This is a genomic window from Caballeronia sp. ATUFL_F1_KS4A (genome assembly GCF_023630905.1).
GTDB classification, from domain to species: Bacteria; Pseudomonadota; Gammaproteobacteria; order Burkholderiales; family Burkholderiaceae; genus Caballeronia; species Caballeronia zhejiangensis.
Genome location: NZ_JALQEB010000039.1, coordinates 402248 through 418479 on the forward strand (window position 1 = coordinate 402248; position 16232 = coordinate 418479).

Annotated in this window: 12 protein-coding genes; 4 read left to right on the forward strand and 8 right to left on the reverse strand. The window is 63.7% G+C overall.

The genetic code is table 11. The annotated features are described in order from the left end of the window. The first annotated feature begins 21 nt into the window (after positions 1-21). The 3 genes from NCS03_RS27290 (at position 22) to dctA (ending at position 3710) form a co-directional block, all read left to right on the forward strand. Entirely contained in the window at positions 22-828 is an 807-nt protein-coding gene (locus NCS03_RS27290) for an alpha/beta fold hydrolase (protein ID WP_175981557.1), read from the forward strand. Between the two features lie 609 nt (positions 829-1437). After that, the gene (locus tag NCS03_RS27295) at positions 1438-2403 is read left to right on the forward strand and encodes a LysR family transcriptional regulator (protein WP_250503664.1); all 966 of its coding nucleotides are present in this window, start codon (positions 1438-1440) and stop codon (positions 2401-2403) included. Beyond that, on the forward strand, positions 2400-3710 hold the full coding sequence (gene dctA, locus NCS03_RS27300; RefSeq protein WP_250530203.1) for a C4-dicarboxylate transporter DctA: 1311 nt from the start codon (positions 2400-2402) through the stop codon (positions 3708-3710). Before NCS03_RS27295 ends, dctA begins: the two co-directional genes overlap by 4 nt. 14 nt (positions 3711-3724) lie before the next feature. Here the strand turns inward: dctA and NCS03_RS27305 are convergent, their stop codons facing one another. The 8 genes from NCS03_RS27305 to gbd all read right to left on the reverse strand — a co-directional run bounded on the left by NCS03_RS27305 (position 3725) and on the right by gbd (position 15058). After that, complete coding sequence (locus NCS03_RS27305) at positions 3725-4507, reverse strand: substrate-binding domain-containing protein (protein ID WP_008346818.1); 783 nt, start codon at positions 4505-4507, stop codon at positions 3725-3727. Positions 4508-4557: 50 nt separating this feature from the next. Beyond that, positions 4558-5856: an MFS transporter gene (locus NCS03_RS27310; RefSeq protein WP_250479237.1), complete on the reverse strand. Its 1299-nt coding sequence runs from the start codon at positions 5854-5856 to the stop codon at positions 4558-4560. A gap of 168 nt (positions 5857-6024) precedes the next feature. Then, complete coding sequence (locus NCS03_RS27315; RefSeq protein WP_250530204.1) at positions 6025-8724, reverse strand: CoA-binding protein; 2700 nt, start codon at positions 8722-8724, stop codon at positions 6025-6027. A gap of 11 nt (positions 8725-8735) precedes the next feature. Further along, positions 8736-10034: an ATP-grasp domain-containing protein gene (locus tag NCS03_RS27320; protein ID WP_250530205.1), complete on the reverse strand. Its 1299-nt coding sequence runs from the start codon at positions 10032-10034 to the stop codon at positions 8736-8738. Positions 10035-10481: 447 nt separating this feature from the next. Beyond that, positions 10482-11270 (reverse strand): SDR family oxidoreductase, encoded by a 789-nt coding sequence (locus NCS03_RS27325; protein ID WP_175981549.1) that lies wholly within the window; start codon positions 11268-11270, stop codon positions 10482-10484. 18 nt (positions 11271-11288) lie between these two features. After that, positions 11289-12491, reverse strand: a complete 1203-nt coding sequence (locus tag NCS03_RS27330; protein WP_081851806.1) for an alpha-hydroxy acid oxidase — start codon at positions 12489-12491, stop codon at positions 11289-11291. 63 nt (positions 12492-12554) lie between these two features. Then, positions 12555-13859: an MFS transporter gene (locus tag NCS03_RS27335; protein WP_008346830.1), complete on the reverse strand. Its 1305-nt coding sequence runs from the start codon at positions 13857-13859 to the stop codon at positions 12555-12557. Positions 13860-13918: 59 nt separating this feature from the next. Beyond that, positions 13919-15058: a 4-hydroxybutyrate dehydrogenase gene (gbd, locus tag NCS03_RS27340; RefSeq protein WP_008346832.1), complete on the reverse strand. Its 1140-nt coding sequence runs from the start codon at positions 15056-15058 to the stop codon at positions 13919-13921. Between the two features lie 178 nt (positions 15059-15236). Here gbd and NCS03_RS27345 point away from each other — a divergent pair, with 178 nt between their 5' ends. Next, positions 15237-16175, forward strand: coding sequence for a LysR family transcriptional regulator (locus tag NCS03_RS27345; protein WP_033535808.1), 939 nt, complete (start codon positions 15237-15239; stop codon positions 16173-16175). The last annotated feature ends 57 nt before the right edge of the window (positions 16176-16232 follow it).

The following is a 16232-nucleotide window of genomic DNA, read 5'->3' on the forward strand; positions in this document are numbered from 1 at the left end:
CCTATTCAAAGAGTAAAAACGATGCCTGCAGAATTTTCCCGTGCACAGTTCGTGTTGTCCGTCGACGGAACAGCGCTGGAGGTTTCAGCTATCCGTCGCGACGGCGACAAGGCGCCGATCCTTTTCCTGCATGGGTTTGGGTCGACCAAGGAAGACTATGCGGACATCGTCCGCCATGCCGAATTCGCCGGTCATCCGTTCATAGCGTACGACGCGCCGGGTTGCGGCGAGACGCATTGCGCTGACCTCCTGAAGATCAGCATCCCGTTCCTGGTGGATACGGCGCTCGCCGTGCTCGAGCGCGCCGGATTCGAACGATTTCATCTGGTCGGCCATTCGATGGGCGGTCTGACTGCGCTGATGCTTGCGCACCGGCATCCGAAGCGCGTGATCAGCTTTGTCGATATCGAGGGCAACATCGCCCCGGAAGACTGCTTTCTCAGCCGGCAGATCATCGAGCACCCGCGCGACGGCGCGCGAAAGTTTTTCGATGATTTCATTGAACGCACGTTGCTCGCGCCGGCGTATGCCAGTGCGCTCTATTCGGCGAGCCTACGCCACAAGGTACGCGCCGAAGCGGTTGGTGGGATCTTCCGATCAATGGTCGACCTGTCGGACAACGGCGACCTGATGACGAAGTTCCTCGGCCTACCGTTTCCGCGCATGTTCATGTACGGCGAGCAAAATGCGTCGCTTTCCTATCTTGACTACATCCGCGAGCAGGGCGTCGAATTGGCCGAGATTCCTGACTGTGGGCATTTCCCGATGTATTCGAATCCCGTGCTGATGTGGAGGGCTATTGCCTCGCTTCATCAGCGAGCGGCCTGACGCCTCGCTACACGCAGATTTGACCCCGTGCAACTGACGAGATGTGAAGCATGTTCGCGGAACATGAAACGACCAAGGCTCCAGCGCCTGCACCGGACTGTTGCAACGATGCGCTTTCCTCATCCAATCCCATAAAAGCGCATCGAGTTGGCAGGGACGAATGACTCGCCAGCTGTTGCCGATCGACTGACCGCTTGCTGAAGTGGAGCAGCCGTCTCAATTCCTCGGTACTGCGTTGCTCGAAGGTCCCTTTATGGCCGATAAGCCCCCTTCGAACCAACTTCCGACTCTGATCGACCCGCTTGCTCACTGCACGCTTTTTTGCCCAAACCTCCGCCGTGCGGTCGGGGTTGTAACGATCGACGTCTAGTGCCGAGAGACCCGCCCACCCGCTCCCTGCCGCTTGAAAACGCGCGCCGATCGACAACCGGAAAATAGCATCGAACGCATCAATCGTTATCCGCTCGCCATCATCCCCGGCGCACGGCTTCGCGAAGCCCCACCGCCGCCCTCGTCCGACCAGACCAAGATCACAACCCGCCCCCACAATTAGCCGCCCCCCTCCGCGTAATGCACAATATCGGCATCTAAGAACGCGGAGAATGGCCCGTGGGCGTCAACTTCGACCTCAACGACTTGCAGGCATTCAGAGCCGTGGTGGAACTGGGCAGCTTCCGAAAGGCAGCCGAGGCGGTGAACATATCCCAGCCGGCTTTGAGCCGCCGGATCGACAAGCTGGAGGAAGCGCTCGGCGTGCGTCTCTTCGAACGCACCACGCGCAGCGTGACGCTCACGACTGTGGGCCGCGCCTTCGCGCCGAGCGCGGAGCAACTGCTGGACGATCTCGATGTCGCCCTGCTCGGCATCCGCGATGTCTCATCGAGCCGATTGGGTCACGTAACCATTGCCTGTGTGCCATCCGTGGCCTACTACTTTCTGCCAAGCGCGGTTGCGAGCTTCCATCGCCGTTTTCCGCGCATCAGGGTGAAACTGCTCGATGCGAGCGCGAACGAAGTGCTCTCCGCCGTCATCAGCGGCGAGGCCGATTTCGGCGTCAGCTTCATGGGAAGCCAGGAGTCCGAGGTCGACTTCAAAGTGCTGCTGCAGGAGCAGTTCGTTGCGGCTTGCCGTCGTGACCACCCGCTCGCGCGCAAGAAACGCGTGACCTGGAACGAGCTCTACGAACACGAATACGTTTCCGTGGACAAGACGTCCGGCAATCGCCTGTTGCTCGATCAGGCTCTTTCGGCCGTATCGCCGCGCGCGCCCAGCGTGTGCGAAACACGCCACGTCACGACCATGCTCGGTCTCGTCGAAGCGGGCCTCGGCGTCGCCGCCGTACCGTCGATGGCCATGCCCGGACGCAATCATCACATCCTCACGAGTGTGCCGCTGGTCGACCCCGTCGTGAAGCGACGAGTGGGAATCGTGAGACGCCGCGGGCGTACGCTGACGCCGGCCGCGCAGGAGTTTCATCAAACGATTCTGGATATGAGAGGCGATGTCAGGAGCAGCGACACATTAACCGACGACGTCGCTCCAAAAGCGCGCCCGAGCAGGAAGCCCGCGTCGTGAGGGTGGCGAGAACGCTCCGTTTGCTCTATGTGCAGGTCGTGCTTGGCATGTTGCTCGGCATGGCGCTCGGGCACTTCTGGCCGCAAGCCGGCTCGCTCCTCAAGCCTGTCAGCGACGGTTTCGTCGGCCTCGTCAGGATGATGATCACGCCGATCGTCTTCTGCACGATCGTCTCCGGGATCACGTCTGTCGCGAGCGGAAAAGCCATCGGGCGCGCAATCTTCCGGGCGTTGGGACTCTTCTATTTTCTGACTGCCGTGGCGCTCGCGCTGGGACTCGTCACGGCCTTTCTGATGCGGCCCGGCGCGGGCATGCATATCGACGCCCGAAGTCTCGATACGACGATCCTCGCGCAGTATGTGAAGCAGGCGCATCCGGATGGTCTCGTCGCCTTTGCACTGAACGTCATCCCCGAAACGATGCTCGGCGCCTTCGAGAAGGGCGAGGTGCTGCCGGTGCTGCTGCTCTCGCTGCTATTCGGCTTTGCACTGAATCTGCATCCCGGCGCAGGCAGGCCCGTGCTCGCGCTCATCGATGGCATCGCCCAGGCGCTGTTTCGCATCCTCGCGATGATCATGCGGCTCGCGCCGCTCGGCGCATTCGGCGCGATGGCTTTCACGGTGGGCCGCTTCGGGATTCACTCGGTCGGCTCCCTCGGCATGTTGATGGTGTCGTTCTACGTGGCATGCGTGCTGTTCGTCGCGCTCGTCCTCGCTGCGCTTGCGCGCTTGCACGGCTTCGCGCTTTGGCGGCTCTTGCGTTATCTGCGCGAGGAATTGCTCATCGTACTGGCGACTTCGTCGACGGAACCGGTGTTGCCGCGCCTCATCACCAAGCTGGAGATGCTCGGCTGCGACAAGGGCGTCGTCGGACTCGTGCTGCCCGCGGGCTATTCGTTCAATCTCGACGGCACCGCGATCTATCTGACGCTTGCTTCCATGTTCATCGCGCAGGCGTGCGACGTGTCGCTCTCCGCGCCGCGGATCGCGATGATGCTCGCGGTCATGCTGCTCACGTCCAAAGGCGCGGCGGGCGTGTCCGGGAGCGGCCTCGTGGCGCTCGTCGCGACGCTGACGGTGATTCCGGATCTTCCCGTCGCCGGCGTGGCGCTATTGGTGGGCATCGACCGCTTCATGTCCGAAGCGCGCGCGCTCACGAGCGTCATCAGCAACGCGTGCGCGGTGATCTTCGTTTCGATGTGGGAAGGCGCCTGCGATCGCGCGCGCCTCGCCCGGATGCTGCGCGCGCCGGCGCCGGGCGACGCCGACGGCGCAGAGGACCACCCGAGCAGCACCTCGAGAAGTTGACGGCGAAGGCTGTATCAATGCGCGGCGACGCTATCGAGTCCCGTCGATTTCACATCTGCCTGAACGCCGGGCGATGCCAAATAGTCGAGGAGCGCCTTCGCTTCCTTCGGATGCTGTGCGCTCACGGGAATGCCAGCGGCAAAACGCGTGACGGACTGCAAAGACTCGGGAATCTTTCCGACGAAGGTCGCGCCCGTGACCGGCAGCAACTCGCTCACCTGCTGAAAGCCGATCTCGTAATCGCCGTTCGCGACGACCGAGGCCACCGGTATGCGCGGGATCATCTTCGCCTTGGGCTTGACCTGATCCTCGATGCCGAGCTTCGTGAACAGCTCCCGCTCGATATAGACACCGCTCGCGCTGTCCGAGTAGGCGATCGACTTGGCATGCAGCAGCGTCTGCCGGAGGCCTTCCGCCGAGCTGATGTCGGGCTTGGCCGCACCGTCGCGCACGACCATGCCGATGCGCGAGTCCGCCAGTTCCACGCGCGATCCGGGCACGACCTTGCCCTGCTTGATCAGCTCGTCGAGCGCGTATCCGACCATGATGACGGCGTCGGCCGGCTCGCCCCGTTCGAGACGGTTGGGAATGGCTTCGGGCGATTTGCCCATCGACGGACCCAGCGCCGTGTCGAGCGTGTTGCCCGTCTCGGACGCGAACCTCGGACCGAGCACCTTGTACGCCGCGGTAAAGCCACCCGAGCTCATGACGTGCAGGTCGGCGGCCTGCACGCTGAACGCAACGGCCGAGGTGGCGATGAGCGCAGCCGCGCATAGTTTCGGAAGCAGATTTTTCATGATCGGAGTCGTGTAGGGTTCGATAGACGCTTGGCGCAACGAGCGACGCGTCAGTGCGCCGGAGTCAGCGTCGCCGCACGCCGGCGATAGAGCGCGAACGTCGCCAGAAGCGCGCAGCCGGCGGCGAAGCTCATCCAGTATCCGGGCGCGGCCTTGTCGCCGGTCATGTGAATGAGCGCCGTCGAGATGGCCGGCGTGAAGCCGCCGAACACCGCCGTCGCAAGGCTGTAAGCAAGCGAAAAGCCCGCCACGCGCACCTGAACCGGCATCACCTCGGTCAGCGCGACGACCATCGCGCCGTTATACATGCCGTACATGAACGAGAGCCAAAGCAGCACGAGCAGCATGTTGATAAAGCTCGGCGCGTGGGCGAGTATCGACAGCGCGGGGTATGCGGTTGCGATAGCGAGCACCGTCATGCCGACGAGCAGCGGCCTGCGGCCGATCTTGTCCGAGAGCGCCCCGCCGATCGGCAGCCACACGAAGTTCGACACGGCCACGCACAAGGTCACGAGCAGACTATCCGCCGTGCTCAGATGCAGGACCGTCTTGCCGAAAGTCGGCGCATAGACCGTGATGAGATAGAAGCTCGAGGTGGTCATCGCCACCAGCATCATGCCGGCGATCACGACGGCCCAGTTCTGGGCCAGCGTGCGGAACACTTCCTTCATGCTCGGGCGATGCTGACGTGCCTTGAATTCCTGCGTTTCTTCCAGATTGCGACGCAGCATGAAGATGAACGGCACGATCATGCAGCCGACAAAGAACGGCACACGCCATCCCCAACTCGCGATGGCCGTGGTGTCGAGGAATTGGTTGAGCGCGAAGCCGAGCGCCGCGGCCACGACGATCGCGACCTGCTGGCTCGCGGACTGCCAGCTCGTGAAGAAGCCCTTGCGGCCGGGCGTGGCCATCTCAGCGAGATAGACCGATACGCCACCCAGTTCGGCGCCCGCGGAGAACCCCTGCAGCAGACGTCCGACGAGCACGAGCGCGGGGGCCAGAAGACCGATCGTCGCGTATCCCGGCACGAATGCGATCAGGATGGTGCCGCTCGCCATGATGGAAAGCGTGACGATCAGGCCCTTGCGGCGGCCGACATCGTCGATGTACGCGCCGAGCACGATCGCGCCCATCGGACGCATCAGGAATCCGGCGCCGAAGACCGCGAACGTCATCATCAGCGAAGCGAATTCACTCGATGCCGGAAAGAACACGCCGGCGATTTGCGTCGCGTAGAAGCCGAACAGAAAGAAGTCGAACTGCTCCAGGAAATTGCCGGCCGTTACGCGGAAAACCGCCGCAGCCTTGGAATGTCCCGGCGAAAGGGTGGAAGGTGAGGGATGCATCGATGTGTCTCCTGAAGTCCCGAAATTTGCGGAGTGTCCGCTCTTGTCTTTCGGGAATGATGGCGCGTCGCCATCAAAACGATAAGTGCAATGTTCTCAACGATTGATGTCCTATGGTTATCAATCGCCGGAAACGGTCGGCTCGGCCGACCTCCCGGATGTCGGCGCTCAGGCCATGAAACGGCACTGTGAAGCGGGCGTGCGCGTGTCCATGTTTCGACCGCGGTTCAGGTGATCGTCGATTTCCGCGGCGCAACCGAGCATGCGCGGATACAGAAAGATCGTGAACGCAGCGGTTTCGAGATCCGCCTCGCTGAATGCGCCGCGTTTGAGCGGTTGCCACAGCATTTTCAGCAGCAGCGCGGCGATCACGGCATCGACATTGACGCAGTAGACGTTGCGCGAGACGCCCGCGTCGAACAAGGCCTGCACCAGCGCGCGGTAATACGCATGAAACGCGTTGTACTCGCCTCGCGCCTCGTACAGATCGGCGATGAACACCTCGCGCGGATCGTGATTCACCGGCTTGTCCTTGAAAACCGGGTGATTGACGCCCGGCAGCTTGGCGATGTCGAGGCTGCCGGCCTGCTTCTGGCTCGCCTTGTAGCGCGCGTAATGCTCGACGGAACGGCGCGCGAGCGCGTCGAGATCGACGCCGTGATGCGGGTCCGCGGGATCGTCGAGGGCGCTGTCGCGAAACGCATCGTTGAGAAAGGCGATGCCTTCGTAGCCATTGCCGCCGTGCGTATAGCCGGTGTGCGTCAGAAAACCCGTCAACGCCTTGTTCAGTTGCACGCGTTCGGGTGATTCGGGGCCATCGGCGGATACCGCACCCTTCGCGCCTTGCGCCGAGATCGCACCCGGTCCGTTCGTGAGCAGCAATCCGGTCAGCGTCCTGAAAGCGAACAGGTCGTCGGCGGAGGGTTCGAGGCCGAGCAGCGCCGCGAACGCAATCTCCGTCAGCGAGCGCTCGCCGAGCAACGCCTCGGTGGAAACATCGCAGAAGCTGTCGGGACGATGGCGCGACGCGTCCGCCGAAGCGCCGATCAGCGTGCCGAACAGCTTCGTCCACCACGGCAGACTCTCCGCCGTCAGACGCGAGATGCGCTTGCGCACGAGCGGGCCCCAGGCGAGGGTCGTCGTGATCGCCGCGAGCACGGCGTCCGCGCGCGGATGGCCCGGGCCGCTGGCAATCCATCGCACGAATACGGAATTCACGCCACGGGCGGCGAGACCGGCGAGCATGGCTTCGGCCTTCGGATCCGGTTCCTCGCAGAACAGTGCCGCGCTACCCTCGGTGTCGATCGCGTCGATGTGGAAATCGCGATCGAATGCGTCGACGAGTCTTGCTGCGGCGAACCGGTCGATCATCAGCTTGGCCGCCTCGCGCGCCGCGCGCTGGCGATTCGGCCCGACGATGGCGGCAGCAGCCGCGAGCACGGCATTGGGCGCATTGCCGGCCTCGCGCGCCGCCTGCGCCGCCGCCAGTTCGGGCGTGCCGTACAGGTTGACCGCCGCGCCGACCGCGACGTCGATCAGTTTCTCATCGTTCGCGCCGCCGAACTCGTGCAGCAGCGCGAGGCACACGTTCGCTTCGAAGGAATGCGTCGACGCGTCGAGCATCGATACGCCGTGCAGGCTGCTCACCTGAGTCTTCGCATCCATCTGCGAGGCGCCCGATGCGTCCTTCAACGGCCGCCGCGGCGGAATCGCGCCGATCTGGTCGTTCACCCGCGCGACTTGTTCGTCATAGGGCGCGACGGCTTTCACGACCGCAAGCGCGAGATCGTCGGGCAAATCGAGCCCCTGATCGGAGCCGAACCACGGCTTGAGCGCGAGGCTGCCTTCGGGCTCGAAGTCGGGCATCGTCGCGTTCGCCCGCATGACCGCCGTGAGCGCGGCGGGAATATGCGCGATGTTCGTCACCACCGCACCCTTCGCCGAGCAGCATGGATCGCCGGGCGTGAAAAGCCTTTCGACGCCGAATTTCTCCTTGAACCAGCGTTCCTTCGCGAGCGCATCGTCGGCGCCGCCCGCCATCGCGCCAGCATGTCCCACCGCGCGCGTCAGACGGCTTTTCCAGCGGCCCACCACGCACGCGACCACGGGCTTCGTGAAGTCCGCGTCGGCTTCGTAATAGCCGCCGGGCTCGCAGTACAGCACGGCAGCCTTGCTGCGCGCATCGTTTGCGAGCGCGAAGGCGAATTCCGGCGCGGCATAGTGGATGTAGACATCCTTCCCGCTGGAAATGACCGTCGAGGTGCCCCAGCCGCTCATGCGCAGGTATTGCGCAATCGTTGTGCTGAAGCCGCCGGAATTCGAGAAGATCGCGATCGATCCCTGGCGCAAGGTCGCGCCCGGATCGTCGCCGCCGAGCGCGCCGCCGATGCGTACGCGTTGCCACGAGTCCGCGACGCCCAGCCCGTTCGCGCCGAAGATGTCGATGCCCGCCTGCTGACCCATCGCGCGAATCTCACGCGCATCGTGCACGGCGATCTTCTCCGTGATGATGAAGATCTTGCGCAGATCCGGATTCACGCGGATCAGTTCGGCCACGCCGTCGCGCGCGGCCGAAGGCGGCAGATAGACGACGCCGCAGTTGAACCGATGTCCGGCTTCCAGCCCTTCTCGCACGTTGTTGAAGACCGGAATGTCGCCCGCGGGCGTCGCAAGCATCTGTCCGCCTTTGCCGGGCGCCGTGCCGAAGACGACATTCGCGCCCGAGAAAGCGTGGCTCACCGGCGTCACGTCCGATGATTCGCCGCCCAGGATGTTGAGCACGCAGACGCGGTCTTCGCGCGTCGCGATATCCGCCAGCGACTGTATGCCGACGAAGTATTTGAAACGACTATTGCCTTGCTTGTGCATGTCCGATCTCCTCAAGCCGATGCCGTGTGCGATTGCGCGTCGCGCGCGCCGATGCGCGTCGCAACTTGCGCGCGTCCGCCCGATTGCATCCATGTATCCGCACGGCGCGCGTACTGGATCACCTCGCTGATGTCGGAGTCGAAACCGAAAAGGCGATACGGCAGGCCGAGCGAATCGCAGGTGTCGCGCAGCGCGGACATGCCGCGCACGAGGTTCGGGCCGCCGCGTCCGAGCACGACATAGAGCGGCGTCGGTCCGTGCTCGCTGAAGTGCTCGCGCAGCGAATCGGCCATCGCGCGCAGGGTTTCGAAGATGTCGGTGTTGTTGGACTTGCCCCCGATGATGAACAGCACATTCGACTGCTTCAGCCAGTGCCGGAAGCAGATGCGCGCCACTTCCTTCATCTTTTCGTAGGGCGGATTGCCGCCGAAGTCCGACGAGATGATGGCCGCATCGCCGAGCATTTCCGTGACGAGCGAGTTCGCGCCGCCGCCGAAGGTGGGCGCGAGGATCGTGCCCTTGTCGTTGATCACGTAGACATCGCTTTGACCCTGGTGGGTGCGCAACTGGTTGATCTCCTGTTCGAAATCCGAGTAGTCGGCGGCGAACAGATGCGGGGGCAGGCCGAGCCGCGAGAAGCGCGGATCGTCGCGATCGAATCCGCACTTGAAGTCGCACGCGACGGGCGTGAGACGTCCCTTCTTGTCCTCGCGCATGCGGATCGGGTTGAGTTCGAGCGTCGTCATCCCGAAGTCGTGGAACAACTCCCAGAGCTTCGGCAACTGCTGCACGAGCGGCGAGATGATTTCGCGCGGCGCGCCGATCTCGCTCAGCGCATTCGCCACGACGAACGCCTTCAATCCGGTCAGGGCATCGAACGGCACCATCGCGACGTGCTTCGGATCGACTTCCTCGATGTCCATGCCGCCCATGTGCGAAAGCGTCATCGTCGGCGCGCGGAAACGCGTGGAATCGGTGATCGAAAAGTAGACCTCGTGCTTGGCCGGCACGCCCGCTTCGAACGTCACGCCGTTCGCCTTGGCTTTCACATGACCTACGGCGTGTTCGGCGAAGTACAGTCGTTCCTTTTCGGCGAGCGCCGTCTTGAGATCCGTGGCGCGGCCGAGCAAGCCCGCTTTGCCCTTCTTGCCCACACCGCCCTTGAACACCGGCTTGATGAATATCTGCCCGTGACGGTCGATGAGCGACTTGATCTCTTCTTCGCTGGCGCCCGGGCCCAGCACTTCGCTGGACGGAAAGCCGACGAATTGCAGCAGGCGCGAGCCGTGCAACATTCCGGTGATCTGCATGTGACGTGTCTCCTGATTTGAGCAATGACGAATGAAGCGGATACTGGAAGTGCATCGACTCGCTGCGGCAGGCGCGAGATGCACCGCTGCCGTAGACGCGCTCGAAAGCGGCGGCAGGATTCAAGTAGCGAGGTGGGTTACGCGAGATAGGCGTCGACGACTCTTGACGGCAGCCCTGAACGGGCGTGCACCGGGATGCAGCGAAACGCTGTGCTGCGCTTCGTGCCTGTCTCCGACGCGTTCTCTTTTATGAACGTCTTGAGACCAGATACTTGCGCAAGAAGGCTGAAACAAGAAGTGCAATTTTTCGAAGCATTGATGTTCCAACGTTATCAATGCCGAAAAAGGCGGCGACTGGACGACGCGTTGCACGCCGGTAACGCCGCCTGATTTTGGCGCTCGGAGAAGAACGCCGCTCGTGACTGACGGCCGCGATGAAACGATCCGTCAGAACGTCCCGGGAAACGAGCCCCCATCCATCAGGATGTTTTGACCGGTCAGGTAGCCCGCGTGTCCGCTGCACAGGAAAGCGCACATCGCGCCGAACTCCTGCGCCGTGCCGAATCTCCCTACCGGTATTGCCTGACGTTTCGCTTCGAGCACAGCGTCATACGCCTTGCCCTGCGCGGTAGCGGCCGCTTGGGTGGACTGCTTCAGGCGGTCGGTATCGAACAAGCCCGGCAGCAGATTGTTGATGGTCACGTTATGCTCCGCGATCCGTTTCTGCCGGGCCAGACCCGCGACGAAGCCGGTCAGGCCGGAACGCGCGCCGTTGGACAGCCCGAGCACATCGATGGGCGCCTTCACCGCACCCGACGTGATGTTGACGATCCGGCCGAAGCCTCGCTCGGCCATTGCATCGACGGTGGCGCGCATCAGTTCGATGGCCGTCAGCATGTTCGCATCCAGCGCCGCGATCCAGTCGTCTCGGGTCCAGTCGCGAAAATCGCCCGGCGGCGGGCCGCCCGCATTGTTGATCAGGATGTCGATGCGAGGCGCCGCGCTCAGTGCCCGCTCCCGACCGGCGCTCGTCGTGATATCGCCTGCCACCGCGATCACCTGAACGCGGGGGTTCAGTTGCCGAAGCCCGGCTGCCGTCGATTCGAGCGCGTCCTCGCCGCGCGCCGTCACCACGACGTTGACGCCTTCAGCGACCATCGCTTCGGCGCAGCCCTTCCCCAGCCCCTTGCTCGCGGCGCAAACGAGCGCCCATTTACCCTCGATTTGCAGATCCATTGCGCGTCCAACCTCCAATCAAATGACAGATTCTTCTCGTTGAGTCATGGCCCCGGCCGTGCGCGCGCGGAAAGCCTGTGCAACACGCGGCTCGTGAAAGTTGTGCGGCCCGATCTCCTCGATCGACCGGACGCCGGTCAGCGCCATCGTCACGTCGAGTTCGTTCCGCACAATCTCGAGCATGCGCGCGACGCCGGGTTCGCCCATCGCGCCGAGGGCATACATGAAGGCTCGGCCGACCATCGTGCCCTTCGCGCCCAGCGCGAGCGCCTTCATCACATCCTGGCCGGTGCGGATGCCGCCATCGACCCACACTTCAGTGGCGTCGCCCACGGCATCCACCACGGCGGGCAAGGCCTCGACCGTCGACGGCGCGCCGTCGAGCTGCCGTCCGCCATGATTGCTGACGACGATGGCATCGGCGCCCAGCGAAGCCGCCATGCGCGCATCCTCGGCGCACATGATGCCCTTGAGCACCAGCTTGCCGGGCCAGAGACTGCGGATATGCGCGATGTCGTTCCAGTCGAGGCTCGGATCGAATTGCGATGCGACCCACTTGCTGATCGCGATCACATCGTCACCGCCCTTGATGAAGCCGGCGAGATTGCCGAAGTTGCGTCTGCCCGAAGCGGCGCGCATCACCCAGCCCGGCTTGCGCAGAAAATCAAGCAGGTTCGCCGCCGTCAGGCGAGGCGGCACGGTCATGCCGTTCTTGAGATCCTTGTGACGCTGCCCGTTGATCTGCAGATCGAGCGTGACCACCAGCGCCGAACAACCGGCGGCCTTCGCGCGCTCGATCAGCGACTGGTTGAAGCCACGGTCGCGCATGACGTAGAGCTGAAACCAGAACGGCGCCTTCGTATGAGCCGCAACGTCCTCGATCGAACAGATGCTCACGGTCGAGAGCGTGAACGGCACGCCGAAGCGCTCGGCCGCGCGCGCACCCAGGATCTCGCCGTTGGCCCATTGCATGCCCGTCAGTCCGGTCGGTGCGATGGCCACGGGCATTGCGACCCGCTGTCCGAGCATCGTGCTTGCGGTGCTGCGCCCTTCCACGTTCACGCCCACGCGTTGCTTGAGCGTCAGCCGGGCGAACGCGCGACCGTTCTCGCGATAAGTCGATTCGGTGTACGAGCCACTATCGACGTAATCGTAGAACGCCTTGGGCACCCGCTTTTTCGCCATGAGGCGAAGGTCTTCGACACACGTTACTGTTTGCATTGAAGCTCGAACTCCGACAGAAGATCTTTTCAAACGACACGCAACGCCGGCATGGCGAGCGAATCAGGAAAGCGCGCCGACGGCCGTTTCCCCGACGTCTTCCGATACCGCGACTGGCCGGTGCACGAGCAGCAGATACGCCACCGCCGAGAGCAGCGCGATGACCGCGCTCACGATCAGCGAGGCGACGAACGAATGCGTCCGGTCCACGACGATGCCGGTGACGATCGGCGCGGCCGAGCCGGCCAGGAAGCCGCCGAAGTTCTGGATGCCGCCGAGCGAGGCCACCGCCTGACGCGGCGCGGCGATCGAGATCAGCGACCACGCGCCGCCCGATGCCAGATTGATGAAGAACATGGCGCCCGAGATGTAGATCACGGCGAGCGTGGTGGACGGCGTCAGCGCCGCCGGAACGGTGAACGCCGCCGCGCCCACGAGACCGATGCAGATCGGCCACTTGCGGCTCGTGATCGCCTGCAGGCCTCTGCGGTACAGGCGGTCTGCCGTGAAGCCGCTGCTCAGCATGCCGAGCGTGCCGAAGACATAGGGAATCGAGACGACCCAGCCCGCCTTCGCGATGCTCAGGCCGCGTTCGTGTTCGAGATACGCCGGCAGCCATGTGAGGTAGAGCCACACGGTATAGATGACGCCCATGAAGCCGAAGAAGATGCCCCACGTCGTCTTCTGCCGGAACAGGCTGCGCCATTGCGCGCCGCTGAGCGGCTTGCTGTTTTCGTCTTCCTGCGAGTCCTGGTTCAGATAGGCCGTCTCCTCCGCCGCGAGCTTCACTTCGTCGCGATTGCGATAGGCGACATACCAGCCGATCGCCACGATGACGCCGAACACGCCCGTCGCGAAGAACATGTTGCGCCAGCCGAGCGCGAGCATCATGGCGGTGAGGATCGGCGGCGCGATCGCCGGGCCCACGGTCGTCGACGCGACGAAGATGCCGGTCGGCGTGCCGCGGTCGCGCACCGCGAACCACTCGCCGATGACCTTCGCGCCGGCCGGAAACTGCGGCGCCTCGCCGATGCCGAGACACACGCGCGCCAGGAAGAACTGCTGGATATTGCCGACGAGCCCGCAGCAGGCCTGCGCGACCGACCACAGGATCATGCCCCAGCCCAGCATCACGCGCGCGCCGAAACGGTCGAGCATCGCGCCGACCGGTAGTTGCGCGAACGCATAGGCGAGCGAGAAGGCCGACAGCAGCAGGCCCATCTGCGACGCGCTCAGGCCCATCTCGCCGCGAATCACGCTATTCGCAATGGAGAGCGCGCTGCGATCCAGATAGTTGATGCTGCCGGCGAGGGTCAGAAAGAAGATCGAAATGCGCTGGATCCGTACGATCCGTTTGCTCTTGTTCATGCGGTGTCTCCGTCCGTGTCATGCGCGGACGCCTCGTTGGCCGGGCGTCCGTCTCTTCGTCAATACGACGCTTCCAGCAAGCCGAGATAATCCGCTTCCGATGCTTCGCGCGGATTGGTCTTGTGACTGTGATCCTTGAGCGCGCCCGACACGATGCGCGGAAACATCTCGCGCGTGACGCCCAGCGCCCGAAGGCCGGTCGGCAAGCCGAGGCGTGCCGTCATGTCGCGCAGCGCCGACGAAATCTCCGTGTCCTGACGCAACTGCATGGCGCTCGCCATGCGCTCCATCTTTTCTTCGTCGCGCATGGACGGAGCGCTTCGGTTGAACTCCACGACCGCCGGCAGAAAGATGGCGTTGAGCGTGCCGTGATGCAGTCGCGGGTCGATTCCGCCGAGCGAATGGCTCAGGCTATGGACGCAGCCCAGTCCCTTCTGGAAAGCGAGTGCGCCTTCCATCGAAGCCATCATCATGTTTTCCCGCGCGGTTTGGTCGGTCGGCTCTTTCGTGGCCCGTTCGATATGCGCCCAGGCGCGGCGCAACCCGTCCAGCGCGATGCCGTCGGCCGGCGGATTGCGCATCGGCGACATGAAGGTTTCCAGACAGTGCGCGATCGCATCCATGCCGGTGGCGGCGGTGAGTTGCGGCGGCAGGCCGACCGTCAGGCCGGGATCGCAGATCGCGACCTTCGGCACGACATGCGGCGAGATCACGCCCACCTTGCGGCCGTCGTCCAGGATCAGGATGGCGCCGCGTCCGACTTCGCTGCCGGTGCCCGCCGTGGTCGGCACCGCGATCACCGGCGCGGTTTTCGCGGTGATCCGGCTCGCGCCGCCCTCGATGACGGCGAAGCTCTGGAGCGGGCCTTCGTGCGTCGCGCAGACGGCCACGCCCTTTGCAAGATCGATCGACGAGCCGCCGCCCACTGCGATGATGCCGTCGCATTCCGCTTGCCGGTACAGCGCGACCGCTTCGCGCACCGCGGCTTCGTTGGGATTCGGCGGGGTGGCGTCGTAGATCATTTCGCCGTCGGCGCGCTCCAGCACCTTCAGCACCGTGTCGAGAATGCCCGCGGCACGAATGCCCCGGTCCGTGACGATCAGCGGCCGCCGGATCGAAAGGCGTTCGCATTCGCTCTTCAGCAGGTTCACCGCGCCGAAGTCGAACTGGATCTGCGTAACGTAGTTGATGAGAGACATGATGATGACCTTCCGTTATAGTTTCCGATACTCGACGCGCTGTCGGTTTGCGCTGCCCATCTTCCGGAAATGATCGAGGCGCGCTGTTTTCATGCGTTCTTTCGGCGAAGTATAGAGAGCGGCGCATCGGAGCAAAATTGAGAAGTTCTCATGCTGATATAACTCTCTCTCAAGTCTCATGACACCCAACGTGAATTCGATCGCCTCGCGCCTCCACGTCAGGCAACTCAGGTTGCTTGTTGCGCTGGGCGATCATGGTTCGCTTCTGAAAGCGGCCAATCAAGTCGGCTTGACGCAACCGGGCGCGAGCAAGGCGCTTCAGGAAATCGAAACCACCTTTGGAACAGCGCTGTTCACGCGCACGCGGCGCGGGCTCGAAGCGAATGACGCGGGCCATTGCGCGATCCGGTATGCGCGGCTGATCTACACCGATCTGTCGCACATGCGGGAAGAGATCGCGGGCATCCTGCGGGGACATGGCGGACGTGTCGCGGTCGGCGTCATCATGGGCGCCGTGCCTTTGCTGACCCGGGCCGTGTCCGCGCTGATCGCGCGGCAGCCTGAAATGTCTGTCGAGATCATCGAGGACGCCAGCGAGACGCTGTTGAGTCTCATCGATGCGGGACGGCTGGACCTGGCTATCTGCCGGACCTCGGTCAGCCAGCATCCGGAGATGTACGAGAGCATCAAGCTGCAGGATGAAACGCTCGCGGTCGTGGCGAACGTGCAGCATCCGTTACGCAAGGCGAAGAAAGTGACGCTCAAGGATCTGGCCGCGTACCGTTGGGTGGTCTATCGCGCGAACATGCCCATGCGCGTGCTGCTGGAGCGCGAATTTCAGCAAGCCGCGATTCGCTTTCCGTCGAGCCTGCTGGAGACGACGTCGGCCTTCGCGACGCTGAGCCTGCTTCAGGACAATCCTTCGTTCGTGGCGCTGGTGTCCATCGACGTGGCTCAGTTCTTCGTCAGGCACGAAGCCACGCGCATTTTGCCGCTGTCGTTCACCTCGCGCAGCGAGCCGTATGAGCTCGTGACCACGCGAGGTGCGCCGCTGTCGCCCGGGGCGCGGCTGTTGCGAAACGAACTGGTGGCGGAGAAGGAGGTGTTGGGGGGTTAGAAGCGCTGCCGCGAAAGGATGCGGTGGAGTGCGGTTGCCGCGGCAGTCGAGTTTCAG